At 67.4% G+C, this 26,370-nt stretch carries 26 protein-coding genes; 22 read left to right on the top strand and 4 right to left on the bottom strand.

What is annotated here, in order from left to right; translation table 11 throughout:
• The first annotated feature begins 5 nt into the window (after nt 1–5).
• From M3149_RS03780 to M3149_RS03700, 17 genes are read left to right on the top strand one after another with little or no spacing between them, the layout of a single operon-like run.
• Nucleotides 6–1,253, top strand: coding sequence for a thiolase family protein (locus M3149_RS03780; RefSeq protein WP_251708009.1), 1,248 nt, complete (start codon nt 6–8; stop codon nt 1,251–1,253).
• A 13-nt stretch (nt 1,254–1,266) separates the two neighbouring features.
• Entirely contained in the window at nt 1,267–2,034 is a 768-nt protein-coding gene (locus M3149_RS03775; protein ID WP_251708008.1) for an SDR family NAD(P)-dependent oxidoreductase, read from the top strand.
• A gap of 30 nt (nt 2,035–2,064) precedes the next feature.
• Nucleotides 2,065–3,225 (top strand): acyl-CoA dehydrogenase family protein, encoded by a 1,161-nt coding sequence (locus M3149_RS03770; RefSeq protein WP_251708007.1) that lies wholly within the window; start codon nt 2,065–2,067, stop codon nt 3,223–3,225.
• On the top strand, nt 3,225–4,028 hold the full coding sequence (locus tag M3149_RS03765; protein ID WP_251708006.1) for an ABC transporter ATP-binding protein: 804 nt from the start codon (nt 3,225–3,227) through the stop codon (nt 4,026–4,028). The genes M3149_RS03770 and M3149_RS03765 overlap by 1 nt, the downstream gene beginning before the upstream one ends.
• Complete coding sequence (locus M3149_RS03760; RefSeq protein ID WP_251708005.1) at nt 4,025–6,037, top strand: AMP-dependent synthetase/ligase; 2,013 nt, start codon at nt 4,025–4,027, stop codon at nt 6,035–6,037. The genes M3149_RS03765 and M3149_RS03760 overlap by 4 nt, the downstream gene beginning before the upstream one ends.
• Nucleotides 6,034–6,921, top strand: coding sequence for a branched-chain amino acid ABC transporter permease (locus M3149_RS03755; RefSeq protein WP_251708004.1), 888 nt, complete (start codon nt 6,034–6,036; stop codon nt 6,919–6,921). The genes M3149_RS03760 and M3149_RS03755 overlap by 4 nt, the downstream gene beginning before the upstream one ends.
• A 3-nt stretch (nt 6,922–6,924) precedes the next feature.
• Nucleotides 6,925–7,977 carry a branched-chain amino acid ABC transporter permease gene (locus M3149_RS03750; RefSeq protein WP_251708003.1) on the top strand — a complete coding sequence of 351 codons (1,053 nt, stop codon included), beginning with the start codon at nt 6,925–6,927 and terminating at the stop codon, nt 7,975–7,977.
• Nucleotides 7,959–9,248: an ABC transporter substrate-binding protein gene (locus M3149_RS03745; RefSeq protein WP_251708002.1), complete on the top strand. Its 1,290-nt coding sequence runs from the start codon at nt 7,959–7,961 to the stop codon at nt 9,246–9,248. The genes M3149_RS03750 and M3149_RS03745 overlap by 19 nt, the downstream gene beginning before the upstream one ends.
• A gap of 40 nt (nt 9,249–9,288) precedes the next feature.
• Nucleotides 9,289–10,134 (top strand): ABC transporter ATP-binding protein, encoded by an 846-nt coding sequence (locus tag M3149_RS03740; protein ID WP_251708169.1) that lies wholly within the window; start codon nt 9,289–9,291, stop codon nt 10,132–10,134.
• A 20-nt stretch (nt 10,135–10,154) separates the two neighbouring features.
• The gene (locus tag M3149_RS03735; protein WP_251708168.1) at nt 10,155–11,255 is read left to right on the top strand and encodes a CaiB/BaiF CoA transferase family protein; all 1,101 of its coding nucleotides are present in this window, start codon (nt 10,155–10,157) and stop codon (nt 11,253–11,255) included.
• A 12-nt stretch (nt 11,256–11,267) separates the two neighbouring features.
• On the top strand, nt 11,268–12,020 hold the full coding sequence (fabG, locus tag M3149_RS03730) for a 3-oxoacyl-ACP reductase FabG (protein ID WP_251708001.1): 753 nt from the start codon (nt 11,268–11,270) through the stop codon (nt 12,018–12,020).
• Between the two features lie 12 nt (nt 12,021–12,032).
• Nucleotides 12,033–13,181 (top strand): acyl-CoA dehydrogenase family protein, encoded by a 1,149-nt coding sequence (locus M3149_RS03725; protein WP_251708000.1) that lies wholly within the window; start codon nt 12,033–12,035, stop codon nt 13,179–13,181.
• 13 nt (nt 13,182–13,194) lie between these two features.
• A complete protein-coding gene (locus M3149_RS03720; protein ID WP_251707999.1) occupies nt 13,195–14,736 on the top strand; it encodes a class I adenylate-forming enzyme family protein in 1,542 nt (513 codons plus the stop codon).
• Nucleotides 14,733–15,215, top strand: coding sequence for a MaoC/PaaZ C-terminal domain-containing protein (locus M3149_RS03715; RefSeq protein ID WP_251707998.1), 483 nt, complete (start codon nt 14,733–14,735; stop codon nt 15,213–15,215). The genes M3149_RS03720 and M3149_RS03715 overlap by 4 nt, the downstream gene beginning before the upstream one ends.
• Nucleotides 15,216–15,228: 13 nt before the next feature.
• A complete protein-coding gene (locus M3149_RS03710; protein WP_251707997.1) occupies nt 15,229–16,056 on the top strand; it encodes a citryl-CoA lyase in 828 nt (275 codons plus the stop codon).
• On the top strand, nt 15,957–17,240 hold the full coding sequence (locus M3149_RS03705; RefSeq protein WP_353056794.1) for a CaiB/BaiF CoA transferase family protein: 1,284 nt from the start codon (nt 15,957–15,959) through the stop codon (nt 17,238–17,240). Before M3149_RS03710 ends, M3149_RS03705 begins: the two co-directional genes overlap by 100 nt.
• Nucleotides 17,237–18,193, top strand: coding sequence for an alpha/beta fold hydrolase (locus M3149_RS03700; RefSeq protein WP_251707995.1), 957 nt, complete (start codon nt 17,237–17,239; stop codon nt 18,191–18,193). Before M3149_RS03705 ends, M3149_RS03700 begins: the two co-directional genes overlap by 4 nt.
• A 54-nt stretch (nt 18,194–18,247) precedes the next feature.
• On the opposite strand, the gene M3149_RS03695 is transcribed toward M3149_RS03700, so the two are convergent.
• From M3149_RS03695 to M3149_RS03685, 4 genes are all read right to left on the bottom strand, one after another.
• Nucleotides 18,248–19,030, bottom strand: coding sequence for an enoyl-CoA hydratase-related protein (locus M3149_RS03695; RefSeq protein ID WP_251707994.1), 783 nt, complete (start codon nt 19,028–19,030; stop codon nt 18,248–18,250).
• 93 nt (nt 19,031–19,123) lie between these two features.
• A complete protein-coding gene (locus tag M3149_RS03690; protein WP_251707993.1) occupies nt 19,124–20,110 on the bottom strand; it encodes a Bug family tripartite tricarboxylate transporter substrate binding protein in 987 nt (328 codons plus the stop codon).
• Nucleotides 20,107–20,241, bottom strand: a complete 135-nt coding sequence (locus tag M3149_RS22990; protein ID WP_285886412.1) for a hypothetical protein — start codon at nt 20,239–20,241, stop codon at nt 20,107–20,109. Before M3149_RS22990 ends, M3149_RS03690 begins: the two co-directional genes overlap by 4 nt.
• A 34-nt stretch (nt 20,242–20,275) precedes the next feature.
• Nucleotides 20,276–21,220, bottom strand: a complete 945-nt coding sequence (locus M3149_RS03685; RefSeq protein WP_251707992.1) for an enoyl-CoA hydratase/isomerase family protein — start codon at nt 21,218–21,220, stop codon at nt 20,276–20,278.
• A 137-nt stretch (nt 21,221–21,357) separates the two neighbouring features.
• On the opposite strand from M3149_RS03685, the gene M3149_RS03680 reads away from it, so the two are divergent.
• The 5 genes from M3149_RS03680 to M3149_RS03660 all read left to right on the top strand — a co-directional run bounded on the left by M3149_RS03680 (nt 21,358) and on the right by M3149_RS03660 (nt 26,325).
• Nucleotides 21,358–22,137: an IclR family transcriptional regulator gene (locus M3149_RS03680; protein WP_251707991.1), complete on the top strand. Its 780-nt coding sequence runs from the start codon at nt 21,358–21,360 to the stop codon at nt 22,135–22,137.
• Nucleotides 22,134–22,895 carry an enoyl-CoA hydratase-related protein gene (locus tag M3149_RS03675; RefSeq protein ID WP_251707990.1) on the top strand — a complete coding sequence of 254 codons (762 nt, stop codon included), beginning with the start codon at nt 22,134–22,136 and terminating at the stop codon, nt 22,893–22,895. The genes M3149_RS03680 and M3149_RS03675 overlap by 4 nt, the downstream gene beginning before the upstream one ends.
• Nucleotides 22,896–22,980: 85 nt before the next feature.
• The gene (locus M3149_RS03670; protein WP_251707989.1) at nt 22,981–24,345 is read left to right on the top strand and encodes an MmgE/PrpD family protein; all 1,365 of its coding nucleotides are present in this window, start codon (nt 22,981–22,983) and stop codon (nt 24,343–24,345) included.
• 19 nt (nt 24,346–24,364) lie between these two features.
• A complete protein-coding gene (locus M3149_RS03665; protein WP_251707988.1) occupies nt 24,365–25,507 on the top strand; it encodes an acyl-CoA dehydrogenase family protein in 1,143 nt (380 codons plus the stop codon).
• Nucleotides 25,507–26,325, top strand: a complete 819-nt coding sequence (locus M3149_RS03660) for an NUDIX hydrolase (RefSeq protein WP_251707987.1) — start codon at nt 25,507–25,509, stop codon at nt 26,323–26,325. The genes M3149_RS03665 and M3149_RS03660 overlap by 1 nt, the downstream gene beginning before the upstream one ends.
• The last annotated feature ends 45 nt before the right edge of the window (nt 26,326–26,370 follow it).

The following is a 26,370-nucleotide window of genomic DNA, read 5'->3' as shown; positions in this document are numbered from 1 at the left end:
GAGACATGACAACCCCTCGACCCGCTGTGTACATCGCCGGCATTGGCATGACGCCGACCGGCAAGTTCCTCGACCGCAGCATCAAGCAACTCACCGCCGACGCGGTCACCGCCGCGCTTGCCGACGCCGGCCTGTCCGCCGGCGACGTCCAGTCGGCCTTCTACTCCAACGCTACGCAGGGCGTGCTGGAGGGCCAGACCATGGTGCGCGGCCAGGTCGCGCTGCGCAGCATGGGCTTCGAGTCCATTCCGATCTACAACCTGGAGAACGCCTGCGCCAGCGCCAGTTCGGCATTCAACCTCGCCGTGCAGGCGGTGCGCGCCGGCGAGGTCGAGATTGCACTGGCCGTCGGCGCGGAGAAAATGTTCTGCGCCGACAAGGCGAAGATGTTCAGCGTCTTCGACGGCGCCTGGGACGTTCACCAGGTGGATGCCAACAAGTCCACGCTGTTGCAGATGGGGCAAGGCGTCGAGCCGCCGGCAGGGAGCGCGTCCAAGGCCCCGTACAGTCTTTTCATGGACATCTATGCCGCGTTCGGGCGTTTCCACATGCGCGAGTTCGGCACCACCCAGCGGCAGTTCGCCGCAGTGGCATCGAAGAACCATGGGCACTCGGTCCACAACCCTCTGGCGCAGTACCGAACAGCCTACACGGTCGACGAGATCCTGGCCGCACCACCGATCACCTACCCGCTGACGCTGCCGATGTGCGCTCCGATCAGTGACGGGGCCGCCGCCGCGCTGGTCTGTTCCGAAGCCGCGCTCGCGCGCATCGCCGAACGGCGCCGCGCGATCCGCGTGCTTGCCTCGGTGGTCGCCACCGGAACGACGCGCCGGCCCGAGGAGGTTTCGAACCACGTGACGGTTCAGGCATCCCGGCTCGCCTACGAACGTGCAGGCGTCGGGCCACAGGACATCTCGGTGGCCGAAGTGCACGACGCCACGGCGATCGGCGAGATCGTGCAGACGGAGAACCTCGGCTTCTGCGAGTTCGGTGCCGGCGGCCGACTGGCCGAAAGCGGCGCCACCACGATCGGGGGGCGTATCCCGGTCAACACCTCGGGCGGACTTGAGTCCAAGGGCCACCCGATCGGCGCCACCGGCCTGGGCCAGTTGCACGAACTGGTCACCCAGTTGCGCGGCGAGGCCGGCAAGCGCCAGGTGCAGGGCGCACGGCTCGCCATCGCGGAGAACGGCGGCGGCCTGTACGGCATCGAGGAAGCCGTCTGCGCCATCACCATCCTGGGTCGCTGACGCGAAAGCCCCCGTGAACATTTCCTCCAAGGTCGCTCTGGTCACCGGTGCCGCGTCCGGGTTGGGCCGCGCGGTCGCCGAGGCATTGCTGCTTGCCGGTGCTCGCGTCGTACTGTTCGACCGCGATGCAGAGCGGGGCGCCGATTTCGCGGCCGCTGCGGGCCCTGCCGCCCTGTTCGTGGCCGTCGACGTGACCAGCGAGGCGCAGGTACAGGCAGGCATCGATCGCGCACTCGGGGAGTTCGGCGCCATCCACATCTGCGTCAATTGCGCCGGCGTGCCCGATGCAGCAAGGACTGTCGCCGACGGCAAGCCATTCCCGCTGTCGACCTGGGACAAGGTGATCGCCGTGAACCTGACCGGCACCTTCAACGTCCTGCGGCTCGCCGCCGTGGCCATGACTCGGAACGAGCCTGATGGCGACGAACGCGGCGTCATCGTCAACCTCTCGTCGGGCGCGGCGCACGACGGCCAGATGGGACAGGCAGCCTACGCCGCCAGCAAGGCTGGCGTCATCGGCCTGACGCTGCCCGTGGCCCGTGACCTTGCCGAACACGGCATCCGCTGCGTCGCAGTGGCGCCGGGGCTGTTCGACACTCCGATGGTGGCCGGGCTGCCGAAGAAGGTGGCGCAGGCCATTGTGGACCGCATGATTCTTTTCCCGCGCCGCATGGGCCGTCCGCAGGAGCTGGCACAACTGGTGCGCAGCATCGTCGCCAACCCTTACATCAATGCCACCTGCCTGCACATCGATGCGGGTGCGCGGATGAGCGCGCGTTGACGACGCCGCACCAACCCTCAGGGCCGCTTCATGAACTTTCTGCCGACAGACGAACAACGCCTCGCCGTGGAGGGATTCAACCGATTCCTCGACACGAAGCTCTCGCCCATCGTGCGGCGCTACCAGCCCGACAAACTGATCGAGAAGGAGCAGATGCTCGAGATCTTCCGCATGATGCTGCCCTACGGCATGGGCGGCAACGGACTGATCTCCGAGGGGCACGGGGGCATGGGCATGCCGTGGCTGACTTACGCGATGATGTATGAGCGGCTCGCGCGGTTGTCGGGGGACGTCGCCATCTCGCTGCTGATCCAGCAGCTGGGCGCCTACTCGCTCGAGGTGTGCAGCAACGAGGCGATGCGGCAGAAATACCTGCCGCGAATGCTGCGGGCGGAGATCATCGCCTGCAGCGGCATCAGCGAGCCCGGCGTGGGATCCAACGTGGCCGAAGTCACCTGCCGTGCGCGCGCCGACGGCGACCACTTCGTGGTCAGCGGCGAGAAGACCTGGATCTCCAACGGCCACTACTCGGACTTCTGCATGGTCATCGTTCGCACGGCCGACGAGGGCGCGCGGGGACTGTCGATGATCCTCGTCGACCGTGCGGAGCACGGATATGAAAGCCGCAACATAGACAAGCTGGGGCTGAACAGCACCTCGACGGCCCAGCTCTTCTTCGACGACGTCCGCGTCCCCGCCGCCAACATGCTGATCACCGCCGGCACCGGGCTGAAGAACACCCTGGTGCTGTTCGAAAAGGCGCGACCGATGGTCGGCCTCACCTCGGTAGGCATCGCGCAGGCGGCGCTGGACAAGGCGCTCGCTTATGCCAAGGAGCGTCGGCAGCACGGCAAGCCCATCGGACAGCACCAGCTGATCCAGGGCATGCTGGCCGACGCCGCGATCGAACTCGACGCGGCGCGCCTGCTCGTCTACCGCGCTTTCAACCTGATCGACCACGGAGTGCGATCCGAGGTCGAAAGCGCCATGGCCAAGTGCTACGCGACGGAAATCGCGGTCGACGTCGCCTCCAAGGCGGTCCAGATCCACGGCGGCAACGGCATCACGAAGGATTTCGGTGTCGAACTGCTGTTCCGCAACGCGCGGATGATGACGATTCCCGACGGCACGACCGAGATTCAGAAGCTGATCATCGGTCGGGCGCTGACGGGTCTCAACGCCTTCTCCTGATGTCCGCGGCAGTGTCGACCTCCGTCAAGAAGCGCTCAACGGCGGTGCTGCGGGCCGAGGGCATCACGCTGCGATTCGGTGGTGTCACGGCGCTGTCGGAAGTGAGCCTCGAAGTCCGCCCCGACGAAATGCTCGCCGTGATCGGGCCCAACGGCGCAGGGAAGAGCTCGCTGCTGAACGTCCTCAGCGGCTTCTATCGCCCGCAAGTGGGACGGGTGAGCTACGAGGGCCGGGACACCCGGGCCCGAGCCGTGCACGAGATCGCCCGGGACGGCGTCGTGCGCACGTTCCAGGGCACCCACCTTTTCCCCCACATGAGCGTGCTCGACAACATCCTCATCGGCCGTCACGCGCACATGCACTCGGGGCTCCTGCAGGCCTTTGTCTATTTTCCGTGGAGCCAACGCGAGGAGGCGCGGCACCGCGAGATAGCGGAGGACATCATCGAATTCCTGGAGATCGAGAACATCCGCCACCAGGCGGTGGGCTCGCTGGGGTACGGGCTGCGCAAGCGCGTGGACCTCGGCCGCGCGCTGGCCATGGAACCCAAGGTTTTGCTGATGGACGAGCCGATGGCCGGGATGAACACGGAGGAGAAGGAGGATCTGGCGCGCTTCGTCATCGACGTGCGAGAGGCACGAGCCATCCCCGTCGTGCTGGTCGAGCACGACATGGGGGTGGTGATGGACCTCGCCGACCGCATCGCCGTGCTGGACTTCGGGCGCAAGATCGCCGACGGCACACCGGGACAGGTGCAGTCCGACCCGGCGGTGATCCAGGCCTATCTGGGAGCGGCTGCATGAGCGCGCCGCCGCTTGCCGTCCACAAGGCCATCGGGGCGACGAGCCCTCCCGCCAGCGCATCCGCCCGGTCCCGCGCCGCGGCAAGAGGGCAGACGCTGCCGCAAATGTTGGTGGCGCACGCGCAGTCGCGGCCGGGTGACCTGGCCCAGCGCGTCAAGCGCAAGGGCATCTGGCGCTGCCACACCTGGGCCGATCTTGCCGAGAAGGTCCGGATGCTGGCGCTAGGCGCCGCGACGCTGGGCCTGTCGCGCGGCGACACCGTTGTGGTGGTCGGGGAGAACGAGCCGGAGCACTACTGGGCACTCTTCGCAGCGCAGTCGCTCGGCATGAAGACCGTTTCCGTGTACCCCGACGCCACTGCCGAGGAGCTTCAATACCTTTGCGACGATTCGCAAGCCCGCATGATCTTCGCGCAGGACCAGGAACAGGTCGACAAGGCCCTGCACATCGCGCCGGGGCTGACGGACCTGCGCGGAGTGGCTTACTGGGACGACTCGGGCATGTGGTCGTACAGGCACGACCTGCTGCACAGTTTCGACAGCCTCATGGCGGCCGGTCGCAGGGAGCACCAGCGCGACCCGCGCCGCTTCTACGAGCAGGTCGCATCCGGGCAGATCGACGATCTGGCACTCCTGACCTACACGTCCGGAACCACAAGCAAACCCAAGGGGGTGATGATCAGCCACCGCTGGCTCGTGGACAACGCCACGCGCATGCGAAGCGCGCTGCAGCTCGAAGCAGGCATGGAATACCTGTCGTATACGCCGCTGGCCTGGATCACGGAGCAGCTGCTCGGGGTGACACTGGGCCTGACAGTGCCTCTGGTCGTCAACTTCCCCGAAGGGCCCGACCAGGTGCTGCCGAATCTGCGTGAGCTGTCGCCCCACATCGTGCTCTTCGGTCCCCGCCAGTGGGAGAGCATCGCGGCCACCATCGAGGCGCGCATGCTGCACGCAAGCCGTGTGCCCAGGGCGATCTACCGTTGGAGTGTGGCGGTGGGCCATGCGGTGCGCGTGGCGAGGCTCGAAGGCCGCGCGGCGCCCCTCGGCGCGCGTGTGCTGCTGCCCCTGGCCGAAGCAATGTGCCTGCACGCGGTGCGCGACCAGTTCGGTTTCCTGCGCTCGCGGGTCGCGGTGTCGGGTGGCACGGCGATGGCGCCCGATGTCTTCCGCCTGTTCCATGCGCTCGGCGTTCCGCTGCGCAACATCTACGGCTGCTCCGAGTTCGGTTTGGTGGCCGGCCATCGCGGCACCCGGTACGACCTGGAGACAGTGGGACCGCTGCTGGATGTGGATCCGGCGTACGGCGAGCAGCTCCAGGCGCGCATCGAAAGCAGCGGCGAATTGCTGCTGCGTGGCGGCACCGGCTTCCTGGGCTACTGGCGCAAGCCGGACAAGACGGCCGCGCTCGACCGCGACGGCTGGTTTGCCAGCGGTGACGCCGTGCAACGCACCAGCAGCGGCGAGCTGGTATTCCTAGACCGCATCGAGCACCTTGTCAAACTCGCCAACGGACATTCCTACCCGCCGCAGTTCATCGAGACCCGACTGCGCTTTTCGCCCTTCATCAAGGACGTGATGGTGCTCGGCGATGCTTCGCGACCGTGGGTTGGCGCGCTGATCAACATCGACATGGCCGTGGCTTCACGGTGGGCCGAGGAGCGGCGTATCGCCTTCTCGACATTCACCGACCTGTCCCAGCGCCCCGAGATACTTGGCTTGGTCCGCGACGAAATCAGGCGCATCAATACGCTGCTGCCCCCAGCGTCCCGGGTGGTGCGCTTTGCCAACTTCCCAAAGGAACTCGACGCCGACGAAGGCGAGCTGACGCGCACGCGAAAGCTGCGCCGCGAGTTCCTGGAACATCGCTACAGGCCGCTGATCGAGGGGCTCTACGCCGGGGCGGCGGAGATCGACTGCAGCATTCCGGTGACGTACCAGGACGGACGCCAAGGCGTGTTGCGCGCCCGCGTGGCTGTGACCGACATCGAGAGCGGGCCATCGCGATGATCATCGAGTTCTTCAACTACGCCCTCAACGGCGCCCTTCTCGGCCTGCTCTACGCCCTGGTCGCGATGGGCTTCGTTGTCATCTACCGCGCCAGCAAGGTCTTCAACATGGCCGTGGGCGAGATGCTGGTGCTTGGAGCCTTCCTGGTCTGGTGGGCCATCGCCTCCCGGGGAATGCACCCTGCGATCGGACTCGGAGCGGCCGTGGCCATCTCGGTCCTCGTGGGTCTTGCGATCGAGCGGCTGCTGTTCCGCCGGCTGATCGGCGAGTCCGTGTTTTCAATGGTCATGGTCACCATCGGCCTGCTGATCCTGATGCGTGGCCTGGTGCTCGTGATCTGGGGACCGCAGGAACGCGCGTTCCCGGTCCTGATCCCGCTGCAACCGATCATCGTCGGCGAAATGATCGTTCCCCGCCCGCTGCTGGCCGCCGGCGTTCTGGCCGTGCTGTTTGCCTTCGGCCTGCATTGGTTCTTCAATCGCAGTCGCGCCGGACTGGCGATGTCGGCCGTGGCCGAAGACCACCAGATCGCGCTTTCCATGGGGATCAGCGTGCGCCGGTCCATCGCCTTTGCGTGGGCTTTGGGTGGGGTCATGTCGGTGGTCGCCTCCGTCGTCTACCTCAGCGGCAAGTCGCTCACTTTCCTGTCGTCCGAGGTGGGCTTCGCCTCGCTGCCCGTCGCGCTTCTCGCGGGGCTCGAGTCGCTGCGGGGCCTGCTGCTGGCAGGCCTGATCGTCGGTGTCGTCCAGGGTCTCACCGCTGCTTATGTCGACCCACTGATCGGCGGCAACGCCGCTTCCGTCGTCCCCTACATCTTCATGCTGGGCGTCCTGATCGTGCGTCCCACGGGGATGTTCGGCTGGCGGCGCATCGAACGAGTCTGAGCCATGGATCCCTCCGGCATCTTCTTCACACGCTACGAACAGGACAGTTCACTGGTGCGAACGCGCGCACAATGGACCGCACTGGGGCTGTTCGTCCTGGCCTTGGTCCTGTTTCCATGGTTCGCGTCGCCGCGCCTGGTCGCAGTGGCCAATCTGATGCTCGTCACGGCGATCGTCGTCGTCGGGCTGCAGATCACGACCGGGTACGCAGGACAAATCAACCTCGGGCAGGCGGCCTTCATGGGGGTGGGGGCCTACGGGGCTGCCGCCATGGAGGTGAGGCTCGGCCTGCCATTCTGGGCGGCCGTGCCGATCGGAGGCATCCTGGCGGCCCTGGTCGGCTGGGCGTTTGGGCTGACTGCAGCGCGCATCAAGGGCTTCTACCTGGCGCTGACGACGATCGCCGCGCAGTTCCTGTTCGTGTTCGTCGTGCTCAACCTGCCCTCGTCATGGCTGGGGGGCGTCAACGGCTTCAGCCTGCAGCCCGCGGCCGTCGGGCCCCTGGTCCTCGACAGCGACCGGAAGCTGTACGCGCTGTTCCTCCTTGGTGCCGCAGTGATGATCTTCGGTGCTTTCGGCATCGTGCGCAGCCGCCATGGGCGCTCCTTCGTGGCGGTGCGGGACGACGATGTCGCCGCCGCGATGATGGGAATCGACGTGCCCGCGACCAAGGCCCGCGCGTTCATCGTCGGCGCGTTCTACGCCGGCATCGGCGGCGCCTTGTGGGCGTATCAGATCCGCTTTGTCTCGGTGGACCAGTTCACGCTGTTCCATTCGATCTGGTTCATCGCGATGATGATCGTCGGCGGAATGGGATCGATCGTCGGCGCGCTCGTCGGCACTTTGCTGATCCGCGCAGTTCAGGAAACGATCACCACGGTCGGCCCCGATCTGGTCGAGCGCGTTCCCGCACTGAGCTCGGACTTTGTTTTCGCAAGCATGAACGTCTTCCTGGGAGCGATCATCGTCGCCTTTCTCCTGCTGGAGCCCAAGGGTCTCATGCACCGCTGGAACATTGCCAAGGCGAGTTACCGGCTGTGGCCGTTCCCGCACTAACCACGCAAGCACCGCTGCCGCGCAGCATCCACCACCGAGGAGCATTCATGCAAAGACGCACCCTTCTGGCCCGCAGTTTCGCTGCGCTCGCCGCCGCACTGCCGTTTGCCGCGGCGCAAGCACAGACCACGATCAACGTCGCAGCCATGGCGGACTTCGCGGGTCCTTACGCCAACGTGATGAACGAAATGCAGGGCGGGCGCCAGGCAGTGATCGATTGGTGGAACAAGGAAGTGGGCGAGTCGCTCAAGGTCCGCGTTGCCATGAAGACCTACGACACGCGCTACGACGTGGCGCAGACGGCGAGTCTGTGGCCCGGCATCAAGGCGGAGTTGAAGCCCGTCGCGGTGCTGGGCCTCGGCGGCCCTGACGCCGCTGCACTGCAGCAACGCTTGCCCGAAGACAAGGTGCCCATGCTGTTCGGGACGGCGGCCTACGGATTCGGCTGGAAACCCGGGCAGTGGGCGCTGAACCTGCGGCCGACCTATCCGCACGAGGCGGCGGCGTTCCTCGAGTGGTTCCGCAGCACGCGGCTGGAGAGCAAACGTCCCGTGAAAGTGGCCATCATCACGTCGGAAGCCACACCCGCTTATGCCGACATGGCCAAGGGCCTGCAGGCGTACACCAAGTCGAACCCGGACAAGGCCACATTTGTCGAGGCGATCTGGACCGAGGTCCAACCCGCGGACCTGACGTTGCAGATCCGCCGCTTGGCCAATGCCGGCACCGACGTGATCGTGATCCAGACGAACACCGCCCAGGCGGTGGCGACCAAGCGGGCCCTGCAAGCCCTGGGGAAGAACATCCCGATCGTGCTGTCGCTGCACAACGGCGTGCTTGCATCGTCGAAGGCCATGGGCAACCCCAACGCCTTCGCGGGTGATTACGAGGTTGGTGCGATCGCCGACGCCAGCGAGGACGACAGTGCGGCACGCCGCTTCTACCGGATGCTGCAGGAAAAGTACGGGCTGAAGTCCGGTTGGAATGCGATGACCACCATGGGGCTGGCGCAGGCCGTCACAACGGTCCGCACCATCGAGGCGGTCGTGAAGGCCAAGGGGCCCGCGGTCACCGGCGACGCCGTGCATGCTGCGCTGCTCGGAAAACAGTTCAGCGGCGCAGAACTGATGGGCTTGTTGCCGGGCATCGACTTCTCCCCGGAAAACCCGTTTCCCACCGGCAACGCGAAGGTGAACATCGCGACGATGAAGGACGGGAAGGTCGTCCGTGCAGCGGGGGATGTGGCCGTTCCGGCCATTCCGAAGTGGTGAGCCCATGAGGACCGGCAGCGAGGCGGCCTATGTTGAAGCCATGTCCGACGGGGCAGGCACGCGGCAGACAAACGGTGCGTCTCCGTCCCCTCCGCTGCTGGCGCTGTCGAACGTCGAGGTGCTCTACGCGGAGGTGATCCTCGCGCTCAAGGGAGTGTCGCTCCGGGTAGGCCCCGGCGGATGCGTCGCGCTGCTCGGCGCGAACGGCGCCGGCAAGAGCACCACGCTGAAGGCGATCTCCGGAGTGATCGGCTCCGACGACGGCCGTGTCTCGGCCGGGGGAATCAACTTCGAGGGCCGCGCGATCCGCGGACAAGACACCGCCGACATCGTGCGTGCCGGCCTGGTCCACGTGATGGAAGGCCGGCGGGTGCTGCCGCACATGACGGTGGAGCAGAACCTCGTCATCGGCGGGCACATGTTCCGGTCGTCTTCGGCGATGCGGCGCGCGCTCGATGCGGTGTTCGCAGCCATTCCGCGGCTGGCCGATCTGCGCTCGCGGACGGCCGGCTATCTCTCCGGCGGAGAGCAGCAGATGCTGGTGATCGGCCGCGCCATCATGGCCGAGCCGCGCCTGATGCTGATCGACGAGCCTTCGCTCGGGCTGGCGCCGCGCATGATCGAGGAGGTGTTCGCTGTGCTGCACCGGCTGCGGGCGCAGGGGCTGGCGCTTCTCATCGTGGAGCAGAACACGCGGGTGGCCCTCGAGATCGCCGACTACGGGTACGTGATGGAAGGCGGGCGCATCGTTCTCGAAGGCGACGCAGCCGAACTTCGATCCAACGAGGACGTGCGCGAGTTCTACCTGGGACTCGACCGCGAAGGCGTCCGCAGGAGCTTCCGGGAAGTCAAGCACTACCGCCGGCGCAAGCGTTGGCTCGGATGAGAGCGACGGAGCAGCATGAAATGACGGGTCCCTTGAAGAGTCTGAAGGTCATCGAGTTCGGCGGCATCGGCCCCGGCCCCTTCTGCGCAATGATGCTGGCCGATATGGGTGCGGATGTCATCCGCCTGGACCGCAAGTCCGACAAGGGCCGCGACCGCGGATCACCGGGATTCCTGACGGCGGGCAGGCGCAGCGTCCTGCACCGGGGCCGCCGTTCCATCGCCGTCGACCTGAAGTCGCCGGTCGACCGCGACAAGGTGCTGGCCCTGCTGGACGGCGCCGACGCGCTGATCGAAGGCTACAGGCCGGGCGTGATGGAGCGTCTGGGGCTCGGGCCCGACGTGCTGCTCGCGCGGAACCCGCGGCTGGTCTATGGCCGCATGACCGGCTGGGGCCAGGACGGCCCGCTCGCTCAGGCAGCGGGACACGACATCAACTACATCGCGCTGTCCGGCGCCTTGTCCACCATCGGCCGCAAGGCCGGGGGACCGATCGCGCCGGCAGCGATGGTCGGCGATCTCGGCGGCGGCGGCATGATGCTTGCCTTCGGCATCATGTGTGGCGTGTTCGAAGCCAGGAACTCAGGCCGCGGACAGGTCGTCGACGCTGCCGTGCTCGACGGCGCCGCGCTGCTCACCTCCATCGTGTGCGAGCTGCGTGGCATAGGCCACTGGAAGGACGAGCGCGAGTCCAACCTGCTCGATGGCGGTTCTCATTTCTACGACACTTACGAGTGCGCCGACGGGCAGTGGATCTCCATTGGCGCCCTGGAGCCGCAGTTCTATGCGCTGCTGCTCGAGAAGCTTCAAATTGAAGACCCGGAGTTCCAGCGCCAGCGCGATCCCGCCGCGTGGGCGTCGCTGAAGGCCAAGATGGCGGCTGTCTTCCGCAGCCAGCCCAGCGCCCACTGGTGTGCGCTGCTGGAGAATACCGACGTCTGCTTCGCCCCGGTGCTGAGCACCGGCGAGGCTGCGCGCCACCCGCACAACGCGGCGCGCGCGACTTTCTTCGAAAGCCAGGGAGTGGTGCAGCCATCGCCGGCGCCGCGCTTCAGCCGCACCCCGGCGCGCCGGCCCCTGCCCGCACCGTACATCGGCGAGCACGATGACGAACTGCTCTGAGCTGGAGGAGCGATGCAACTCGGACTGACGGACAAGGTCGCGATCGTCACCGGCTCGGGCCGGGGCATCGGCGCCGAAACCGCGCGCGCGCTGGCCGAGGAAGGCGCGCGCATCGTCGTGACCGACATCGACGCACGAGCCACCGCCGACAGCTGCGCTGCGCTCAAGGGCGACGGCTTCCAGGCCATCGCCGTGCCGGCGGACGTGACGAATTCCGCCGACGTGAAACGCCTGATGGAGGCTGCACTCGATGCCTTCGGCAGCGTCCACGTCCTGGTCAACAACGCCGGCTTCGCCCGGGACGCCCGCATCACGAAACTCAGCGAAGCGGACTGGGACGCGGTGGTCGACACCGTCCTGAAGGGTGCCTTCCTTTGCACCAAGGCGGTGGCACCATCGATGGCTGCGCAGCGCTGGGGCCGTGTCGTCAACGTCTCGTCGCGCGCGCACCTGGGCAATCCCGGCCAGGCCAACTACTCGGCGGCAAAGGCCGGCATCCTCGGCTTCAGCGCCGCTCTCGCCCTCGAACTCGGCCGCGACGGCATCACGGTCAACACCATCGCGCCGGGCTTCATCGAAACCGACGGCGTGCGCAATCTGCCTCACTACCAGAAGATCCGGGACAACGCGATCGCCCGCACGCCACTCGGGCGCCCCGGGGCGCCGAGGGACGTTGCCGCCGCGGTCGCCTTCCTGGCGAGCGAGGCCGCTGGCTACATCACCGGCGCGACACTGCATGTGACCGGCGGCCGCTACGCAACTTGAAGAAGGACCGCCATGGATTTCGGCTTCACCCCGGAGCAGGACGCGATGCGCGACTCGGTGCGCCGCTTCATGCGCGACCGCGTCACGCCGCGCATCCGGGAATGCGAGGAGCAACGGGACTTCGCCTGGGATCTGCTGCCGCAACTGCAGCCTTTCGGCTACCTCGGCGGCTTGCTGCCCGAAGAGGCGGGCGGCTTCGGGCTGCAGTACTCCGACTGGGCCGTCCTGATGGAAGAGGCCGGCTACTGCTGGCTGTCGCTGCGCGTCATGCTGAACTCACTCAACATCCTGGCCCAGCTGCTGCATCGAAATGGCACGCCGCAGCAGCAACAGAGCTGGCTCAAGCCCTTGCTGGCTGGTCGGTTGAAGCACTGGATGGCGATCACCGAGCCCAACCACGGTTCCAACGTCGCCGGCATCGAAACCCGCGCCGAGGACCGCGGCGACCACTATCTGGTCAACGGCAGCAAGCTGTGGATCACGAACGGCATCCATGGCGACTTCGGCGTGCTCGTGGCACGCACCTTCAGCGCGAGCTGCGATGGCGGCATCAGTCTGTTCATCATTGACCGCACCCAGACCCGGTACGAGGCACGGCGCGCGGACGTGATGTTCATCCGGGCCACCGGCACCTCGCAACTCGCGTTCCAGGATGCGGTCGTGCCCAAGGCCAACCTGCTTGGCCGGGAAGGAGAAGGCCTGAAGGCGATCCTCACGGGCCTCAACTTCGGCCGCCTCAACGTGGCCATGGGTGCGGTCGGTGCGGCGCGCTGCGCGCTGGACCTGTCCATTGAGTACGCAAAGCAGCGCAGGCAGTTCGGCAAGCCCATCGCCGGCTTCCAGCTCGTGCAGAAACTGATCGTCGACATGACGGTGCGCTGCGAAGCGGCGCGCGCGCTCGGCTACCGTGCCGCCTGGGCGCTGGACCAGGGTGGCAGCGCGCGCACCGAATGCTCGATCGCCAAGCTCTATGCTGCCGAGGCCGCGCACGAAGTTGCGAGCATGGCGCTGCAGGTGCACGGCGGCTCGGGGTACAGCGAAGAACTGCCCGTCGAGCGCATCTTCCGCGACACCCGCGGCGGCATGATCCCGGAGGGCACCACCGAGATCCAAACGCTGATCATCGGGCGCGAGGTGCTCGGTGTCTCCGCATTCCACTGAGGAGGCCATCCCGATGGGCATGACCTTGCTGCACGCGCTCCGCCTGAATGCGCGCCGCAACCCGCGGCGCGTGGCGGTCCGCTTCCGCGACAGCGCGCTCACCTACGCCGAGTTGCTGGCGAGCACCGAGCGGGCGATGTGCGCCCTGGCTGGTCTGGGCATCGCGCCGGGCGAAAAGGTGCCCATGCTGTCGCTCAACCACACCGACATGCTGGTGGCCTACTTTGCGCTCACCGGCATCGGCGCGATCCCGGCGCCGCTCAACTACCGGCTGTCCGACGAAGACCTCAGGCACGGGATGCGCGCGGCGCATTCCCGCTTCGTGCTTCTGGGTTCGGGCTTCGCCGAGCGCGCGGACGCGCTGGCCGCCCCGGCATGGCGCTGGATCTGGTTCGCGGACGCCGAGTCTCGGGCGTCGGAGGGCGCAGCGCGCTGGCAGGCGCTGTTGAGTGCGGCCGAAGGCCCCGTGCCCGAAGGCCGCGCCGGCAACACCGTGATGCTGCACACCTCGGGAACCACCGGCCGGCCGAAGGGCGCCTTGCGCTCGCGCTTCGGTTTCGAGGAGCGCGCGATCGAGCAGGGCTTCGGCATGGACGACCGCACGCTTTGCGTCCTTCCGATCTGCCTTGCCGCGGGCTGCGTTTACACCCTGCTGCCCTTGTACCTTGGAGCCAGCGTCCGGTTGCACGAACACTTCGACGCCGGTGCAGTGATCGACGCCATCGAGCAGGAGCGTATCCACTCGACGATGCTGCTGCCCGCGATGCTGCAGGCGATGGTCGAGCATCCGCGCTTCGACAGAGCCGACCTGTCCAGCCTGCGCGTCATCCAGTCCGGCGCCGGAGCGCTGTCGGGCGCCCTCAAGCGCACGCTGCTCGAGCGCTTCGGCGACGGGATCCTCAACATCTACGCCGCGTCGAGCGAGGTCGGCCCCTACGCCAACCTGAAAGGCGCGGAGGTGCGCGACCACCTGGAAGGCAACTGCGTGGGCCGGCCCTTCTTCGGCGTCGAACTGAAGCTGCTCGGCGAAGACGGCGTCGAGGTGGCACCGGGCGAGGTCGGCGAGATCTGCTGCCGCAGCGAATCGCAGTACGACGAGTACTTCGAGGATTCGGAGTTGACCCAGAGCACCCGCCGCGGGGAATTCCTGACCGTCGGTGACCTGGGCCGGATTGACGCAAACGGGCTGCTGCACTTCGTGGGACGCAAGCGCGACATCATCAAGAGTGGTGGCATCAACATCCATGCATCCGAGATCGAAGAGGTGCTGCAACGCCATCCGGCCGTGGCCGAAGTGCATTGCGTTGGCTTGCCGGACGACCGCTGGACCGAATTGATCTGCGCCGTCGTCGTGCCGCGTGCCGGCCACCGGCCGACGGCCGACGAGATCACCGCCTTTGCCGCCAGCCACCTGGCCGCCTACAAGAAACCACGCCGGGTGGTCTTCATGGCGGAAGTTCCGAAGAACCTGACCGGCCGCGTCGTGAAGACGCAGCTCGTCGAGCGGGTGCTCGCCCTGCCTGACCCGCAAGTCGATTCAGAGGACACCGCATGAGACCCGACATGGCCAGCCTGCACGCCGAACCCTGCTACTTCGAGGACCTGGGCGTGGGCAACACGTTCGACAGTCCGACGCGCACCGTCACCGAAGCCGATGTCGTCAACTTCGCCTGCCTCTCCGCCGATTTCAACCGCCTGCACGTGGACGCCGAGTTCGCCAAGGACTCCCCCTATGGCCAGCGGATCGCGCACGGCCTGCTGGTGCTGGCGGTGATGTCGGGGCTGGTCACACGCATGCAACTGAACCAGCACCTCGAGTCCAGCCTCATGGGGCTGCTGGACATCCAGTGCCGCTTCCCCAAGCCCACTTTCATCGGGGACACCTTGCGTGTGCGCGTCGAAGTGGCGGGGAAGAACGAGACCTCCAGGCCCGACCGCGGCGTCGTCGAATTCAGGCGCCAGGTCATCAACCAGCGCGGCGAGGTGGTGGTCGAAGGCGCCTGGAAGCTGCTGGTGCGCCGGCGTCCCGCGTGAGAAGTGAACTGCCATGACCATCAAGACCCCCATCGGCTACACCACGCGCGACGACATCTTCGTGCGCGACCGCAACATCGCCACCGAGATCATCGGCAAGCTCGACTTCGTGGACATGATCTTTCTTGCCGCCACAGGCGTCCCGCCGACCGGCGCGATGAAGCGCATGAGCAACGCGCTGATGGTTGCGGTCACGGACCATGGTCTCACGCCCAGCGCGATCGCCGCGCGACTGACCTTCCTGGGCGCGCCCGAATCGATCCAGGGCGCAGTGGCGGCGGGATTGCTCGGTGCCGGAAACCATTTCCTCGGCACGATGCAGCTCGCCGCGCAGTTGTTGCAGGACACGGTGGCAACGCTGGGAGCGGACGCCGGTGACGCCGAATTCGACGTCGCGGCAGCCGCGCTGGTTCGCGAGCATCGGGCCGGTAAGCGCATCGTTCCGGGCATCGGCCACCCGCTGCACGTCAAGGGCGATCCCCGCGTTCCGGCCTTGCGGGCGCTGGCGGCCGAGTGCGGTTTCGCGGGCCGCCACTGGCGCATGGCCGGGGCGATCGAGCGCGCGGCGCAGGCCGAGTACGGCAAGCTGCTGCCGCTGAACGCTGCCGGCGCGGTCGGAGCCTCGGTCGCCGACATGGGGCTGGACCCGATCTGGGCGCGCGGCTTTGCGCTGATCGGCCGGTCGGCCGGACTGCTGGCGCACCTGATCGACGAGAAGCGCGCACCGCTGGGCCAGCAGCTGTGGGACCTGGTGCTGGCGCAGGACGACAGTGCCGAACTCGCCGGCCACGACAACCCCATTCCGCAGCGCGCGAAGTTCCTCGCCGCGAAGAAGGCGTGACGGCGTCCCGGTCAGGCACCCCTACCGGGAGTGCGCCGCTCGCGAAGCTGCGCGTGCTCGACCTGTCCGAGTTGCTGCCTGGCCCCTACGCCACGTCGCTGCTGGCCGATCTGGGCGCCGAAGTCCTCAAGGTCGAGCGGCCGGGCGGGGACAACGCGCGGGCGATCGCGCCCGACATGGTGGAAGCGCTGAACCGCGGCAAGCGCAGCATCTGCATCGATCTGAAGACGGAGCCCGGCCGCGCCGTGCTCCACCAACTGGCCGAACGCAGTGATGTCCTCGTCGAGGGATTCCGTCCCGGCGTCACGCGCCGCCTCGGTGTGGACTACGAGAGCCTGCGCTCGCTCAACCCGCGCTTGATCTATGCCTCGGTTTCCGGCTACGGCGCGAGCGGCCCGAACTCGCTGCGGCCCGGCCACGACCTGAACTACCTCAGCGCCGCCGGCGTGGTAGGCCTGTCGCAGCGTGGCGGCGCGCCGACGCACGACGTCAACATCCCGGTGGCCGACATTGCCGGCAGCATGTTCACGGTGGTTTCCATCCTGGCGGCGCTCGCCCAGCGGGAACGCGACGGCCGCGGCCAATTCCTGGACGTGGCCATCGCCGACGCCGCGCTGCACTGGACCACGCCGCGGCTCGGACCGTGGCTGGCAGCAAGGGCCCGCGGTACGGCGGCGGGCGCAGGCTTGCCCCGGCAGCCGGCTTATGGCGTGTACCCGACGGCGGACGGCCTCTATCTCAGCATCGCGGCCATCGAGGACGCGTTCTTCGGCCGTCTGGTGGCCGCGCTCGGACTGACCGCCCTGCAGGTGCCCGAGCTCGCGCGCCACCACGACCGGGTCGCGCACGCCGCGCGTGTCGATGCAGCCATCGCCGACTGCCTCCGCAGGGAGCCGCTCGCCCACTGGGCCGCGCTGTTCGACGCCGAAGACATCCCGTATGCGCCGGTCAAGAGCCTGGACGACGTGCTGGCCGACCCCCATTACCGGGCCCGGGGCATGGTGGACGAGGTCGAGGACCAGCCGCGCCTGCGCTTTCCGGTCCCCCTGAGGAACCTGTCCGCACAGCGTGCGAAGGCGCCGGCGGTCGGCGAACATACCGAAGCCATCCTCGCGGAGTTGGGGCTGCCTGCCGACGCGCTGGGGAGCTCCCGCCAGGACCAACCAGGAGATCCGAGCCCATGACCCTCCAACCCTTCCTCACTCGCCTGCCCGGCACGCCTGAGCCTATGCACCACTGGCCCGGCCATGGCGGCGTGCGCATCGCCGGTGATGCCTGGGGTCCCGCCGATGGACCGCTGGTGCTGCTGCAGCACGGCGGCGGCCAGACGCGCCACGCCTGGAAAAGGACCGGCGAGCTGCTCGGTGCGGCCGGGTACCACGCGGTCGCCTTCGATGCCCGCGGCCATGGGGACAGCGACTGGGCGCCCGACGGGGCCTACGGGCAGGACGCGATGGTGCGCGACCTGCAGTGCGTCATGGCGGCACTGGGCCAGCGCCGCCCCGTGCTGGTGGGGGCGTCCATGGGCGGCGGCACCAGCCTGGTGGCCGCCGGCGAGTCGCACGTCGACGCGACGGCGCTGGTCCTGGTCGACATCGCACCACGCATCGAGCCCGCCGGTGTCGACCACATCCGGGCGTTCATGGGACTGAAGCCCGAAGGCTTCGGCTCGCTCGAAGAGGTCGCGCAGGCCATCGGCACCTACCAGCCGCACCGCCGGCCGCCGCCCACGCTCGACGGACTGGCCAAGAACGTGCGCCTGGGCGCCGACGGGCGGTACCACTGGCACTGGGATCCGCGCTACCGCGCCGCACCCTTGAACCTGGAACAGCGGGCCAAGCGGCTGGAGGCCTGTGCGCGGGCACTGCGCCTGCCCACCCTGCTGGTGCGCGGCGGCCTGTCCGACGTCCTGAGCGAAGCCGGTGCACAGGACTTCCTCGCGCTGTGTCCGTCGGCGGAATACGTGAACGTGCAGGACGCCGGCCACATGGTGGCAGGCGACCGGAACGACGTTTTCGCGAGCGCCGTGACGGACTTTCTCGCCCGGGTCGTGCCGGTTGGCGCTGCGCCGGTGCATCCGCCCCAGGCCGTGCGGCCGCTCGACGACACGGCTGGGGACACGGTCGACGTGCCGTGACCCGCTACTGCGTGGGAGGCGCACCAGCGCCGACGGCTTCGGCGGCGCGCGGGATCAGCGAAACCGGCTGAAGTCGGGTTTGCGCTTCTGCAGGAAGGCGTCGGCGCCTTCCTGCTGCTCCCCGGTCTTGAAATAGTCCGGCGCAATCTCCTCGATGAGTTCCTTCATGTCGCGGCCCATGATGGGCTGCATGTGATGGTAGAACGAGCGCTTGACGATGCGCAGGCACGTCGGGCTCAGCGACAACAGCTCGTCGGCATACTTGCGCACTTCCTCGTCGAGCTTCTCCTTCGGTACCACCGAGTTCACCAGCCCCCACTCGAGCGCCTGCTGGGCGGTATAGCGTCGGCACAGCATCCACAACTCGCGTGCCCGCTTGTGGCCGAGGACGTTCGCAGCATGGGAAACGATGTAGCCGCCCGCAGGCGAGCCGACGCGCGGTCCGTTCTGGCCGAAGATCGAGTGGTCCGCGGCGACCGTGAAGTCGCAGAAATAGGCGATGTGGTGGCCGCCGCCGATGGCATAGCCGCTGACGCGTGCGATCACCGGCTTCGGGCATTCCACGATCTGGCGGTTGAAGGTGAAGTTGAGGTCCTCGAGGCCGCTCTTGCCGCCCGCGCCCTTCTCCCAGTTGACGTCGCCGCCGACGCAGAAAGCCCGGTCGCCCGTGCCGGTGAGCACGATGACACCCACGTTCTTGTCGGTCGCCGCCACGTCCAGCAGCCGCTGCATTTCGACGATGTTGTCTCCGGTGAACGCGTTGAGCGACTTCGGCCGGTTGATGGTGATGGTGCCGACGTAGTCCTTGACCTCGTAGTAGATCTCTTTTTCCCACATGCGGGTTCTCCAGTGCTTGATGAAATGGGCTAAAGGGCGCGAGCAGCCGCCAGACGCGCGCGCAGTTGCCGTGCTCTTGCCGGTGCGCAGGTTTCAATTGACCTTGATATTGGCATCGCGGACCACCTTGCCCAGCTTGCTCATCTCCGAGCGGATGTGCGCGGCGAATTCTTCGGGCGTGGAAGTCGTGATCTCGGCACCGAAGCCGGCCATGCGCTCGCGTGTCTCGGGGTGTGCCATCACCTTGAGGACCGCCGCGTTGATCTGGTCGATGATGGCCTTGGGGGTGCCTGCGGGCGCGAGCAGGCCAACCCACGCCGTCGACTGGAAGCCAGGGTAACCCGATTCGGCTACTGTGGGCAGTTCGGGCAGGACCGTCAGGCGCCTGGGGCTGGTGGTGGCCAGCGCCTTGAGCTTGCCGGCCTTGACCTGCGCCGCGGAGGAGGCCACGCTGTCGACGAGGACCGGCACCTGGCCGGCGATGACATCGGCCACGGCGGGCGCGCTCCCCTTGTACGGGACGTGGACGATGTGGATGCCGGCGGCGGCCTTGAACATCTCCGCGGCCAGGTGCGTGGAGGTGCCGTTGCCCGACGACGCATAGCTGAGCTTGCCCGTGGCCTTGGCCAGGGCCACCAGTTCGGCCAGCGAGTTGACCGGCACTGAGGGATGGACCGAGACGATGTTGGGCACCGCCGCCAGCAGCGAGATCGGGGCGAAGTCGGCGACCGGGTCGTAGCTCAGCTTGCCGAAGAGCGCCAGGTTGGCCCCGTGCGTGGCGTTGAAGCCGATGAACAGCGTGTACCCGTCCGCCGGCGAGCGAGCGGCGGCTTCGGCACCGATGTTGCCGCCGGCGCCGCCCCTGTTCTCGATGACGATGGGCTGTCCGAGCTGGTCTGGCAGCCGCAGAGCCAGCGTGCGCGCCACATTGTCAAGCACGCCGGCTGGCGTCGACGGCACGATGATGCGTACAGGCTTGTTCGGATAGGCCGCCTGGGCCAAGGCCGATGCGAAGCTCACCCCGGACAGCACCAGCGCGAGTGCGGCACGCAGAGCGCCGCGGCGAAGATCGGGACTCATTGTGAACTCTCCTCCAGGTTGGCGGCCGGCTGGCCGCGTTGACGTGCGCGCCTGGCGAACCAGGTGCGCTGTCGGCGTCGGCGCTGGTCCAGCGCCAGCGACTCCTTCCCGCGGTCGAGAATGCCCACCATGCCTGCCTCTGCCTGGCCGCCGTGCGCGCCGGTGCTACTGCTTTGTCCGGGTGCGGTTGCGGAACGCCGCGATGCCCTCGCGGTGTTCGGGCAGGTCCTCCAGCACCGCCATGTGCGAGGACACCATGTCCAGGTGCGCGCCCAGTGTCATGGCCTGGCTCTGGTACACGGCTCGGCGGAAGAAGCGCACGGCCTCCTGCGGCTTGGAGGCGATGGTCCGCGCGAAGTCGTAGGTAACCTGCAGCAGATCGGCGTCGGGCACGCTGCGGTTGACCATGCCGATGCGTTCAGCCTCCTCGGCGCCGACCACCCGCCCCGACCAGAACAACTCCAGAGCGCGTGCCGTGCCGATCAGGCGCGGCAGGAACCAGGATCCGGCGTCGCCGGCGATCAGGCCGATGTTGATGTAGGTTTCAGCCAGAGTGGCCGAACGGGCCATGAAGCGCATGTCACACATCAGCGCCATGTCGAGCCCGGCGCCGCGTGCCGCGCCGTTGATCGCCGCGATGACAGGTTTGTCCATGCGTTCCAGCGCGAGCGGAATGCGGTGCACGTTGCGGTAGAGGAAGTTCTTGCGCTCCAGCCCGTTCATGTCGCTGAACCTGGCCATTTCCTCGAAGTCTCCGCCCGCACAAAAGGCGCGGCCGGCGCCGGTGACCACCACCACCTTCACGCGCTCGTCGGCCTCCGCGGCCTCCAGCGCGGCGCGCCAAGCTTCGATCATCTTCAGATCGAAGGCGTTGAGCTGCTCCGGCCGGTTCAGGGTCAGCGTGGCGATGCCGTCGGCATCGACATCCAGTCGGACGGGCGGCTGTTCGTGCATGTGCTGATTCTCCAAGCTGCCGATGTGGGGCGCCGGATGCACGATAACATAACAACTGTTAGTTTGATAACCGGCCTGCTTTCCTGCTGCTGTAGAGCTGGTCCCCGTGTATTCCCGCGCTTGACGCTCCCGCCTGGCGCGGATAACGTGATCCATGGATGGAACGATCGTTCCGATATCAGAACAAGGAGACAAGCGCCGTGCAGGAATTCCCAGCGCCGATGGGGGTGGCGAGGAGCACATTCCGACGCAATCCTGCGCCCGCTGTGGGGCACCGCGGCGACGCGGCTCCAATGGCACTGGAACGCGTGCTGCGCACCCTGCGGCTGCTCGCCAATGCTCCGGAAGGACTGACGCTGTCGCAGCTGAAGGAGCACATCGGTGCACCCAAGACCAGCGTGCATTCGCTGCTCCAGGGGCTGGCGGCCGCCGGTTATGTGCAGCGTCACGACTCGCTGTATCGACTCGGGGTCGAATCCTTCGTGCTGGGGGCTGCCCTCGTTGCCGCGCGTTCACTGGAGGTGGTCGCCACACCCTACCTGTGCGAAGCGCGCGCCCAGTCCGGCGAGACGGCCCTGCTGGCGGTCCTTGACAGGACCTCGGGCCGGCTCACCTACACCCAGATCGCGGAGAGCCACCAGCCCGTGCGCTATTCGGTGCCTGTAGGGACGACCCGGCCGCTTTTCGCCTCTTCGGCCGGACGTGTACTGCTCGCCTTCCAGGACGATGCCTGGCGTCGCGACTACCTGAAGACGGCGGATCTGCGAGCACTGACCGGGAAGACCGTCACCGACCGGCGCGAACTGATGAAGATCATCGAGCGTACCCGCGCCAACGGCCATGCGGCGACCATCGGCGAGGTGACGCCTGATGTCGCAGGCTTTGCCGCCCCCGTGTTCGAACCCGACGGGCAGGTCAATGCCGCTGTCATCATCGCCGCGCCTATCGAACGCGGGCGGGCTGCGGCGCAGCGCCTCGCCAGCATCGTGATCCATAGCGCCTCGCAGCTCTCGCAGGCACTCGGTTGCCGCGACGGGCGAACACCCACCCCACCCCTGAACGAAAAACGATGAGCAACGAACTGCTTTATGAAGTCAGTGATGGCATCGCCGTCATCACCATCAATCGTCCTGAGCGCAAGAACGCCTTGAACCGAGCGGTTCGCCAGGCCTTGTTCGAGGCCTGGCCCCGCTTCGAGGCCGATGACTCGGCGCAAGTGGCCATCCTGACGGGTGCCGGTGATACTTTCTGCGCCGGCATGGACCTGGTCGAAGCGGCCGACACGGTGCTGCGCATCCCGCCCAGGAATTTCATCCCAGTGCTGGGCGACAACATCGAAGTGACCAAGCCGGTCATCGCCGCGGTGCAGGGCTATGCCTACGCCGGCGGCTGGCTGCTGTCGCAGATGTGCGACCTCTGCGTCGCCGACGAAACGGCCAGGTTCGCCATCACCGAAGGCCGAGTGGGCCGCGGCATGCCCTGGGCAGCGCCTGCGATTCACATGCTGCCGCAGCGCATCCTGATGGAAGTGGCCATGACCTGCGAGCCGCTGTCGGCTCAGCGCGCCTACGAACTCGGCTACGTCAATCGCGTCATGCCCAAGGGTCAGGCGCTCGAGGGCGCCAGGGAACTGGCTGCGCGCATCATGGTCAATGCGCCGCTCACCGTGCGCGGCGCCAAGGAGATGGTTCGCATGGCGACCGAAATGGGCCGTACCGCCGCCCTGCGGGCGTCAAACAGGGCGTTTGATGCCGTCTACCTGAGCGAAGACGCGCTCGAAGGGCCGCGTTCGTTCCGCGAAAAGCGCAAACCTCAATGGAAGGGGCGATGACATGAGCATCCGACTTGCAACAGCGGCCCCAAGCGTACCCGCACGGCCAGCCTCGATGCCGCCCGCCAGGGTGACGGCGCGAGAAATGCGTTTCACCCACGCGCTCGCCAGCCAGAATGCCGCATGGACTTTCGAGAGCATTCCGGCAGATGCCCGAATTCTCGTACGCCATTGCCTGCTGGACTGGATCGCAGTGACGGTGGCCGGCGCCCAGGAACCGGTGGCGCACATGCTGGCCGAGGAAGCGCGGGAGCAAGGCGGGTTTCCACAGGCGACGGTTGTGGGCCACGGCTTTGCCGCCAGCAGCCGCCAGGCTGCATTGATCAACGGTGCGGCCTCGCACGCGCTCGACTTCGACGATGTCAACATGGCGTTCACCGGACACCCGAGCGTGGTGCTGGTGCCGGCCCTTCTGGCCCTGGCCGAGGCGCGGGGCGCCAGCGGTTCCGAGTTCATGACCGCTTTCATTGCCGGTTACGAGACGATCTGCCGCATCGGCGCGGCCTTGTCTCCCGGCCACTACGCAATGGGATTCCACAGCACCGGCACCATCGGCACTTTCGGAGCGGCCGCTGCATGCGCGCGCCTGTTGCAGCTCGACGCCGACGACACGGCCGTGGCCCTGGGGATCGCCGCGACCCAGGCGGCAGGACTCAAGTCCATGTTCGGCACCATGTGTAAACCCCTGCACGCCGGCAAGGCAAGCGCTGACGGTATGATGGCGGCGCAATTGGCGGCCCGCGGCTTCACCAGCCGCAGCGACGCCATCGAAGCGTTCCAGGGGTTCGCCGCGACGCACGGGCCTGATTTCGATTCGGCAGCCGCCCTGAGGCAATCCGCCAGCGGTTTGTACGTGCGGGAGAACCTGTTCAAGTACCACGCAGCCTGTTACGGCACCCATGCCGCCATCGAGGCCGCCCGCCATCTGCGCGAGCACCACGACCTCCGGGAAGGACATGTCCGCCGGGTGACCGTTCGTGCCGCGGCGATCAGCGACGGCGTCTGCAACATACCCACGCCGGGCACGGGGCTGGAAGCCAAGTTCAGCCTGCGGCACGTGGTCGCCATGGCCCTGGCCGGGGTCGACACCGCCAACATGGCCAACTTCAGCGACGAATTGACCAAGGATCCGGCGCTGGGAGCCCTGCGTGACCGGGTGCATGTGGAGCTGGTGCGGGAGTGCGGCGCGCTGACCTTGTCCGAGGTGCTCGTCGAGACGGTGGACGGCCGCGTCCTTCGCCGGCGTCACGACTGCGGCATCCCGATGGGAGACCTGAGTGCCCAAGAGGCCCGCCTCGAAGCCAAGTTCGGCGGCATTGCGCGGCCGCTGCTGGACCAGGAGTCGGCCGATGAGGTGCTGGAGCTGATCGGCCGCCTGGAGGAGCTGCCCGATCTGTCGCCTCTGGCGGGGCTGCTGGCCGGACACCCCGTTCGCGGCCTCCGTCATTGAACCCCGCAAGGAAGCAAACATGAACTTTCTGAGCGAGGAACAGCAGGCCTGGAAGGACTCCGTCCGCCGCTGGGTCGATCGCGATGTCGGCCGCGAGTACATCCGGAGATGCGACATGGACAGGGCCTTTCCGTTCGAGGCCTATGACAAGGCCGCCAAGCTCGGCTATCACAGCCTGCTGGTGTCGGAGGCCGACGGAGGCGACGGTGGGGACGTCTTCGCGTACGCGCTGATGTGCGAGGCTCTGTCCTGTTACGGCGTCGATTTCTCGGTGGCCATCGCTGGCGGCATCTTCACGGCGATGAACCTTTCACTGCATGGCACCGAGGACCAGAAGCAGCGCTTTCTGAAACCCTTCATGCGCGGCGAGATCCGGTTTCCGATCTCGATGTCCGAACCCAACGCGGGGTCCGACGTGGCGAACGTGCAAACCCGCGCGGAGCGCGTCGGCGACGAATATGTCGTCAACGGCCAGAAGCTGTGGTGCAGCGGCGCCGGCAACCGCGGTGCCGTCATCCTGATGCTGGTGAGAACGGCGAACACGCCGGACAAACGCGACGGCCTGTCGCTGCTGATCGTGCCGAACGACCTGCCCGGGCTCACCATCCGCCCCCTGCAAACGCTGGCCCGGCGATCGGTGGTGACGACCGAGATCTTCCTGGACAACGTGCGGGTGCCTGCCGCCAACCGGCTGGGCGAACCCGGCGACGGCTTCCGCATCATCGCGGGCGAGCACCTGGCGCTGGAGCGGGTGGCCGTCGCGGCCAGCTACGTCGGCAATGCGCAGGGCGCCGTGGACGACGCACTCGCCTATGCGCAGCAGCGGGTCCAGTTCGGCAAGCCGATCTACGAGTTCCAGGTGATCCGCCACATGCTGGCCGACATGCAGACGCAGACCGACGCGGCGCGTTTGATCACCTACCGTGCGGCCGACCTCGCCGCCCGGGGCCTGCCCTGCCGCAAGGAAGTGGCCATGGCGAAGCTGTTCGCCTCGGAAACGCTGCAGACCGTCACCCGCCAGGGCATGCAGATCCTGGGCGGCTACGGCATGACGCCCGAGGGCGACATGGAGCGCTACTTCCGCGAAGGCATGCAGTCCACGGTCGGAGGAGGTACTTCGCAGATCCAGCGCACGATCATTGCGCAGGAGATGCGGGTCTGATGGACGCGATCACGGGGGCATCCGCGCCGGTCGAGGCCAGGCTGGCGGCCACGCTGGTGCTGGTGCGGGACGGGTCTCGCGGCCTCGAGGTACTGATGATCGTACGCCATCACGAGCTGGCTTTCGCCAGCGGGGCTGCGGTATTCCCCGGCGGCAAGGTGACCGAGTGGGACGACGACCCCCGCCTCGCCGCGCGTGGCGCAGGGCGAGAGGGCCTGGACCGCTGGCAGCGTTCGGCGCACGTCGCAGCGATTCGCGAGACCTTCGAGGAATGCGGCGTGCTGCTGGCCCGGGAGGCCGGCGTCGCGACACTGCTGGGGCGTGAGCGGCTCGACGCGCTGCGCCTGCAGTGGCAGGAGGGTATCGCGGGAGGGGGCAGCGGCTTTGCGGACATGGTGTGCGAGGAAGGCCTGGAGCTCGCCGTCGACCTCATGCTGCCGTACGCCCACTGGGTCACACCGGCGGTTTCCCCGAAGCGCTTCGATACTCACTTCTTCATTGCCCCGGCGCCGCCGGAACAGCTGGCGCAGCACGACGGATCGGAGGCCGTGGCCGCCTTCTGGGTCCGCCCTGCCGATGCGCTGGCCGAATGCGCTCAAGGCACCCGCACGATCATGTACCCGACCTTGTCGAACCTGGCCCTGCTCTCAGAGAGCCCCGACGTCGCCAGCGCCCTGAACGCGACGCGAAGACGACCGCTGCGGAGGATCCAGCCGACCTTGAGTCGCCGCCCTGACGGCAAGCTGCTGCCGACGCTCGCCGCAGATGCGGGCTATCCGGCACTGCCCGACCAGCTGCTGGACCGGGTGGCGCGCTAGTTCACAAGCTTGCCGGCACGCATGGCGTGTCGGGTCTCGCCACGT

Source organism: Hydrogenophaga intermedia (genome assembly GCF_023715105.1).
GTDB classification, from domain to species: Bacteria; Pseudomonadota; Gammaproteobacteria; order Burkholderiales; family Burkholderiaceae_C; genus Hydrogenophaga; species Hydrogenophaga intermedia_A.
The sequence above is the reverse complement of the archived record's forward strand: the minus strand, read 5'-3'. Positions and strand labels throughout refer to the sequence as shown.

Bases quoted from the DNA above. Each gene is read 5' to 3' on its own strand.
- M3149_RS03780 (WP_251708009.1), top strand. From the start codon at position 6: ATGACAACCCCTCGACCCGCTGTGTACATCGCCGGCATTGGCATGACG.
- M3149_RS03770 (WP_251708007.1), top strand. From the start codon at position 2,065: ATGAACTTTCTGCCGACAGACGAACAACGCCTCGCCGTGGAGGGATTC.
- M3149_RS03765 (WP_251708006.1), top strand. From the start codon at position 3,225: ATGTCCGCGGCAGTGTCGACCTCCGTCAAGAAGCGCTCAACGGCGGTG.
- M3149_RS03760 (WP_251708005.1), top strand. From the start codon at position 4,025: ATGAGCGCGCCGCCGCTTGCCGTCCACAAGGCCATCGGGGCGACGAGC.
- M3149_RS03755 (WP_251708004.1), top strand. From the start codon at position 6,034: ATGATCATCGAGTTCTTCAACTACGCCCTCAACGGCGCCCTTCTCGGC.
- M3149_RS03750 (WP_251708003.1), top strand. From the start codon at position 6,925: ATGGATCCCTCCGGCATCTTCTTCACACGCTACGAACAGGACAGTTCA.
- M3149_RS03740 (WP_251708169.1), top strand. From the start codon at position 9,289: ATGTCCGACGGGGCAGGCACGCGGCAGACAAACGGTGCGTCTCCGTCC.
- M3149_RS03735 (WP_251708168.1), top strand. From the start codon at position 10,155: ATGACGGGTCCCTTGAAGAGTCTGAAGGTCATCGAGTTCGGCGGCATC.
- fabG (WP_251708001.1), top strand. From the start codon at position 11,268: ATGCAACTCGGACTGACGGACAAGGTCGCGATCGTCACCGGCTCGGGC.
- M3149_RS03725 (WP_251708000.1), top strand. From the start codon at position 12,033: ATGGATTTCGGCTTCACCCCGGAGCAGGACGCGATGCGCGACTCGGTG.
- M3149_RS03720 (WP_251707999.1), top strand. From the start codon at position 13,195: ATGGGCATGACCTTGCTGCACGCGCTCCGCCTGAATGCGCGCCGCAAC.
- M3149_RS03715 (WP_251707998.1), top strand. From the start codon at position 14,733: ATGAGACCCGACATGGCCAGCCTGCACGCCGAACCCTGCTACTTCGAG.
- M3149_RS03710 (WP_251707997.1), top strand. From the start codon at position 15,229: ATGACCATCAAGACCCCCATCGGCTACACCACGCGCGACGACATCTTC.
- M3149_RS03700 (WP_251707995.1), top strand. From the start codon at position 17,237: ATGACCCTCCAACCCTTCCTCACTCGCCTGCCCGGCACGCCTGAGCCT.
- M3149_RS03695 (WP_251707994.1), bottom strand. From the start codon at position 19,030: ATGTGGGAAAAAGAGATCTACTACGAGGTCAAGGACTACGTCGGCACC.
- M3149_RS03690 (WP_251707993.1), bottom strand. From the start codon at position 20,110: ATGAGTCCCGATCTTCGCCGCGGCGCTCTGCGTGCCGCACTCGCGCTG.
- M3149_RS22990 (WP_285886412.1), bottom strand. From the start codon at position 20,241: ATGGTGGGCATTCTCGACCGCGGGAAGGAGTCGCTGGCGCTGGACCAG.
- M3149_RS03685 (WP_251707992.1), bottom strand. From the start codon at position 21,220: ATGGATCACGTTATCCGCGCCAGGCGGGAGCGTCAAGCGCGGGAATAC.
- M3149_RS03680 (WP_251707991.1), top strand. From the start codon at position 21,358: ATGGCACTGGAACGCGTGCTGCGCACCCTGCGGCTGCTCGCCAATGCT.
- M3149_RS03675 (WP_251707990.1), top strand. From the start codon at position 22,134: ATGAGCAACGAACTGCTTTATGAAGTCAGTGATGGCATCGCCGTCATC.
- M3149_RS03670 (WP_251707989.1), top strand. From the start codon at position 22,981: ATGCGTTTCACCCACGCGCTCGCCAGCCAGAATGCCGCATGGACTTTC.
- M3149_RS03665 (WP_251707988.1), top strand. From the start codon at position 24,365: ATGAACTTTCTGAGCGAGGAACAGCAGGCCTGGAAGGACTCCGTCCGC.
- M3149_RS03660 (WP_251707987.1), top strand. From the start codon at position 25,507: ATGGACGCGATCACGGGGGCATCCGCGCCGGTCGAGGCCAGGCTGGCG.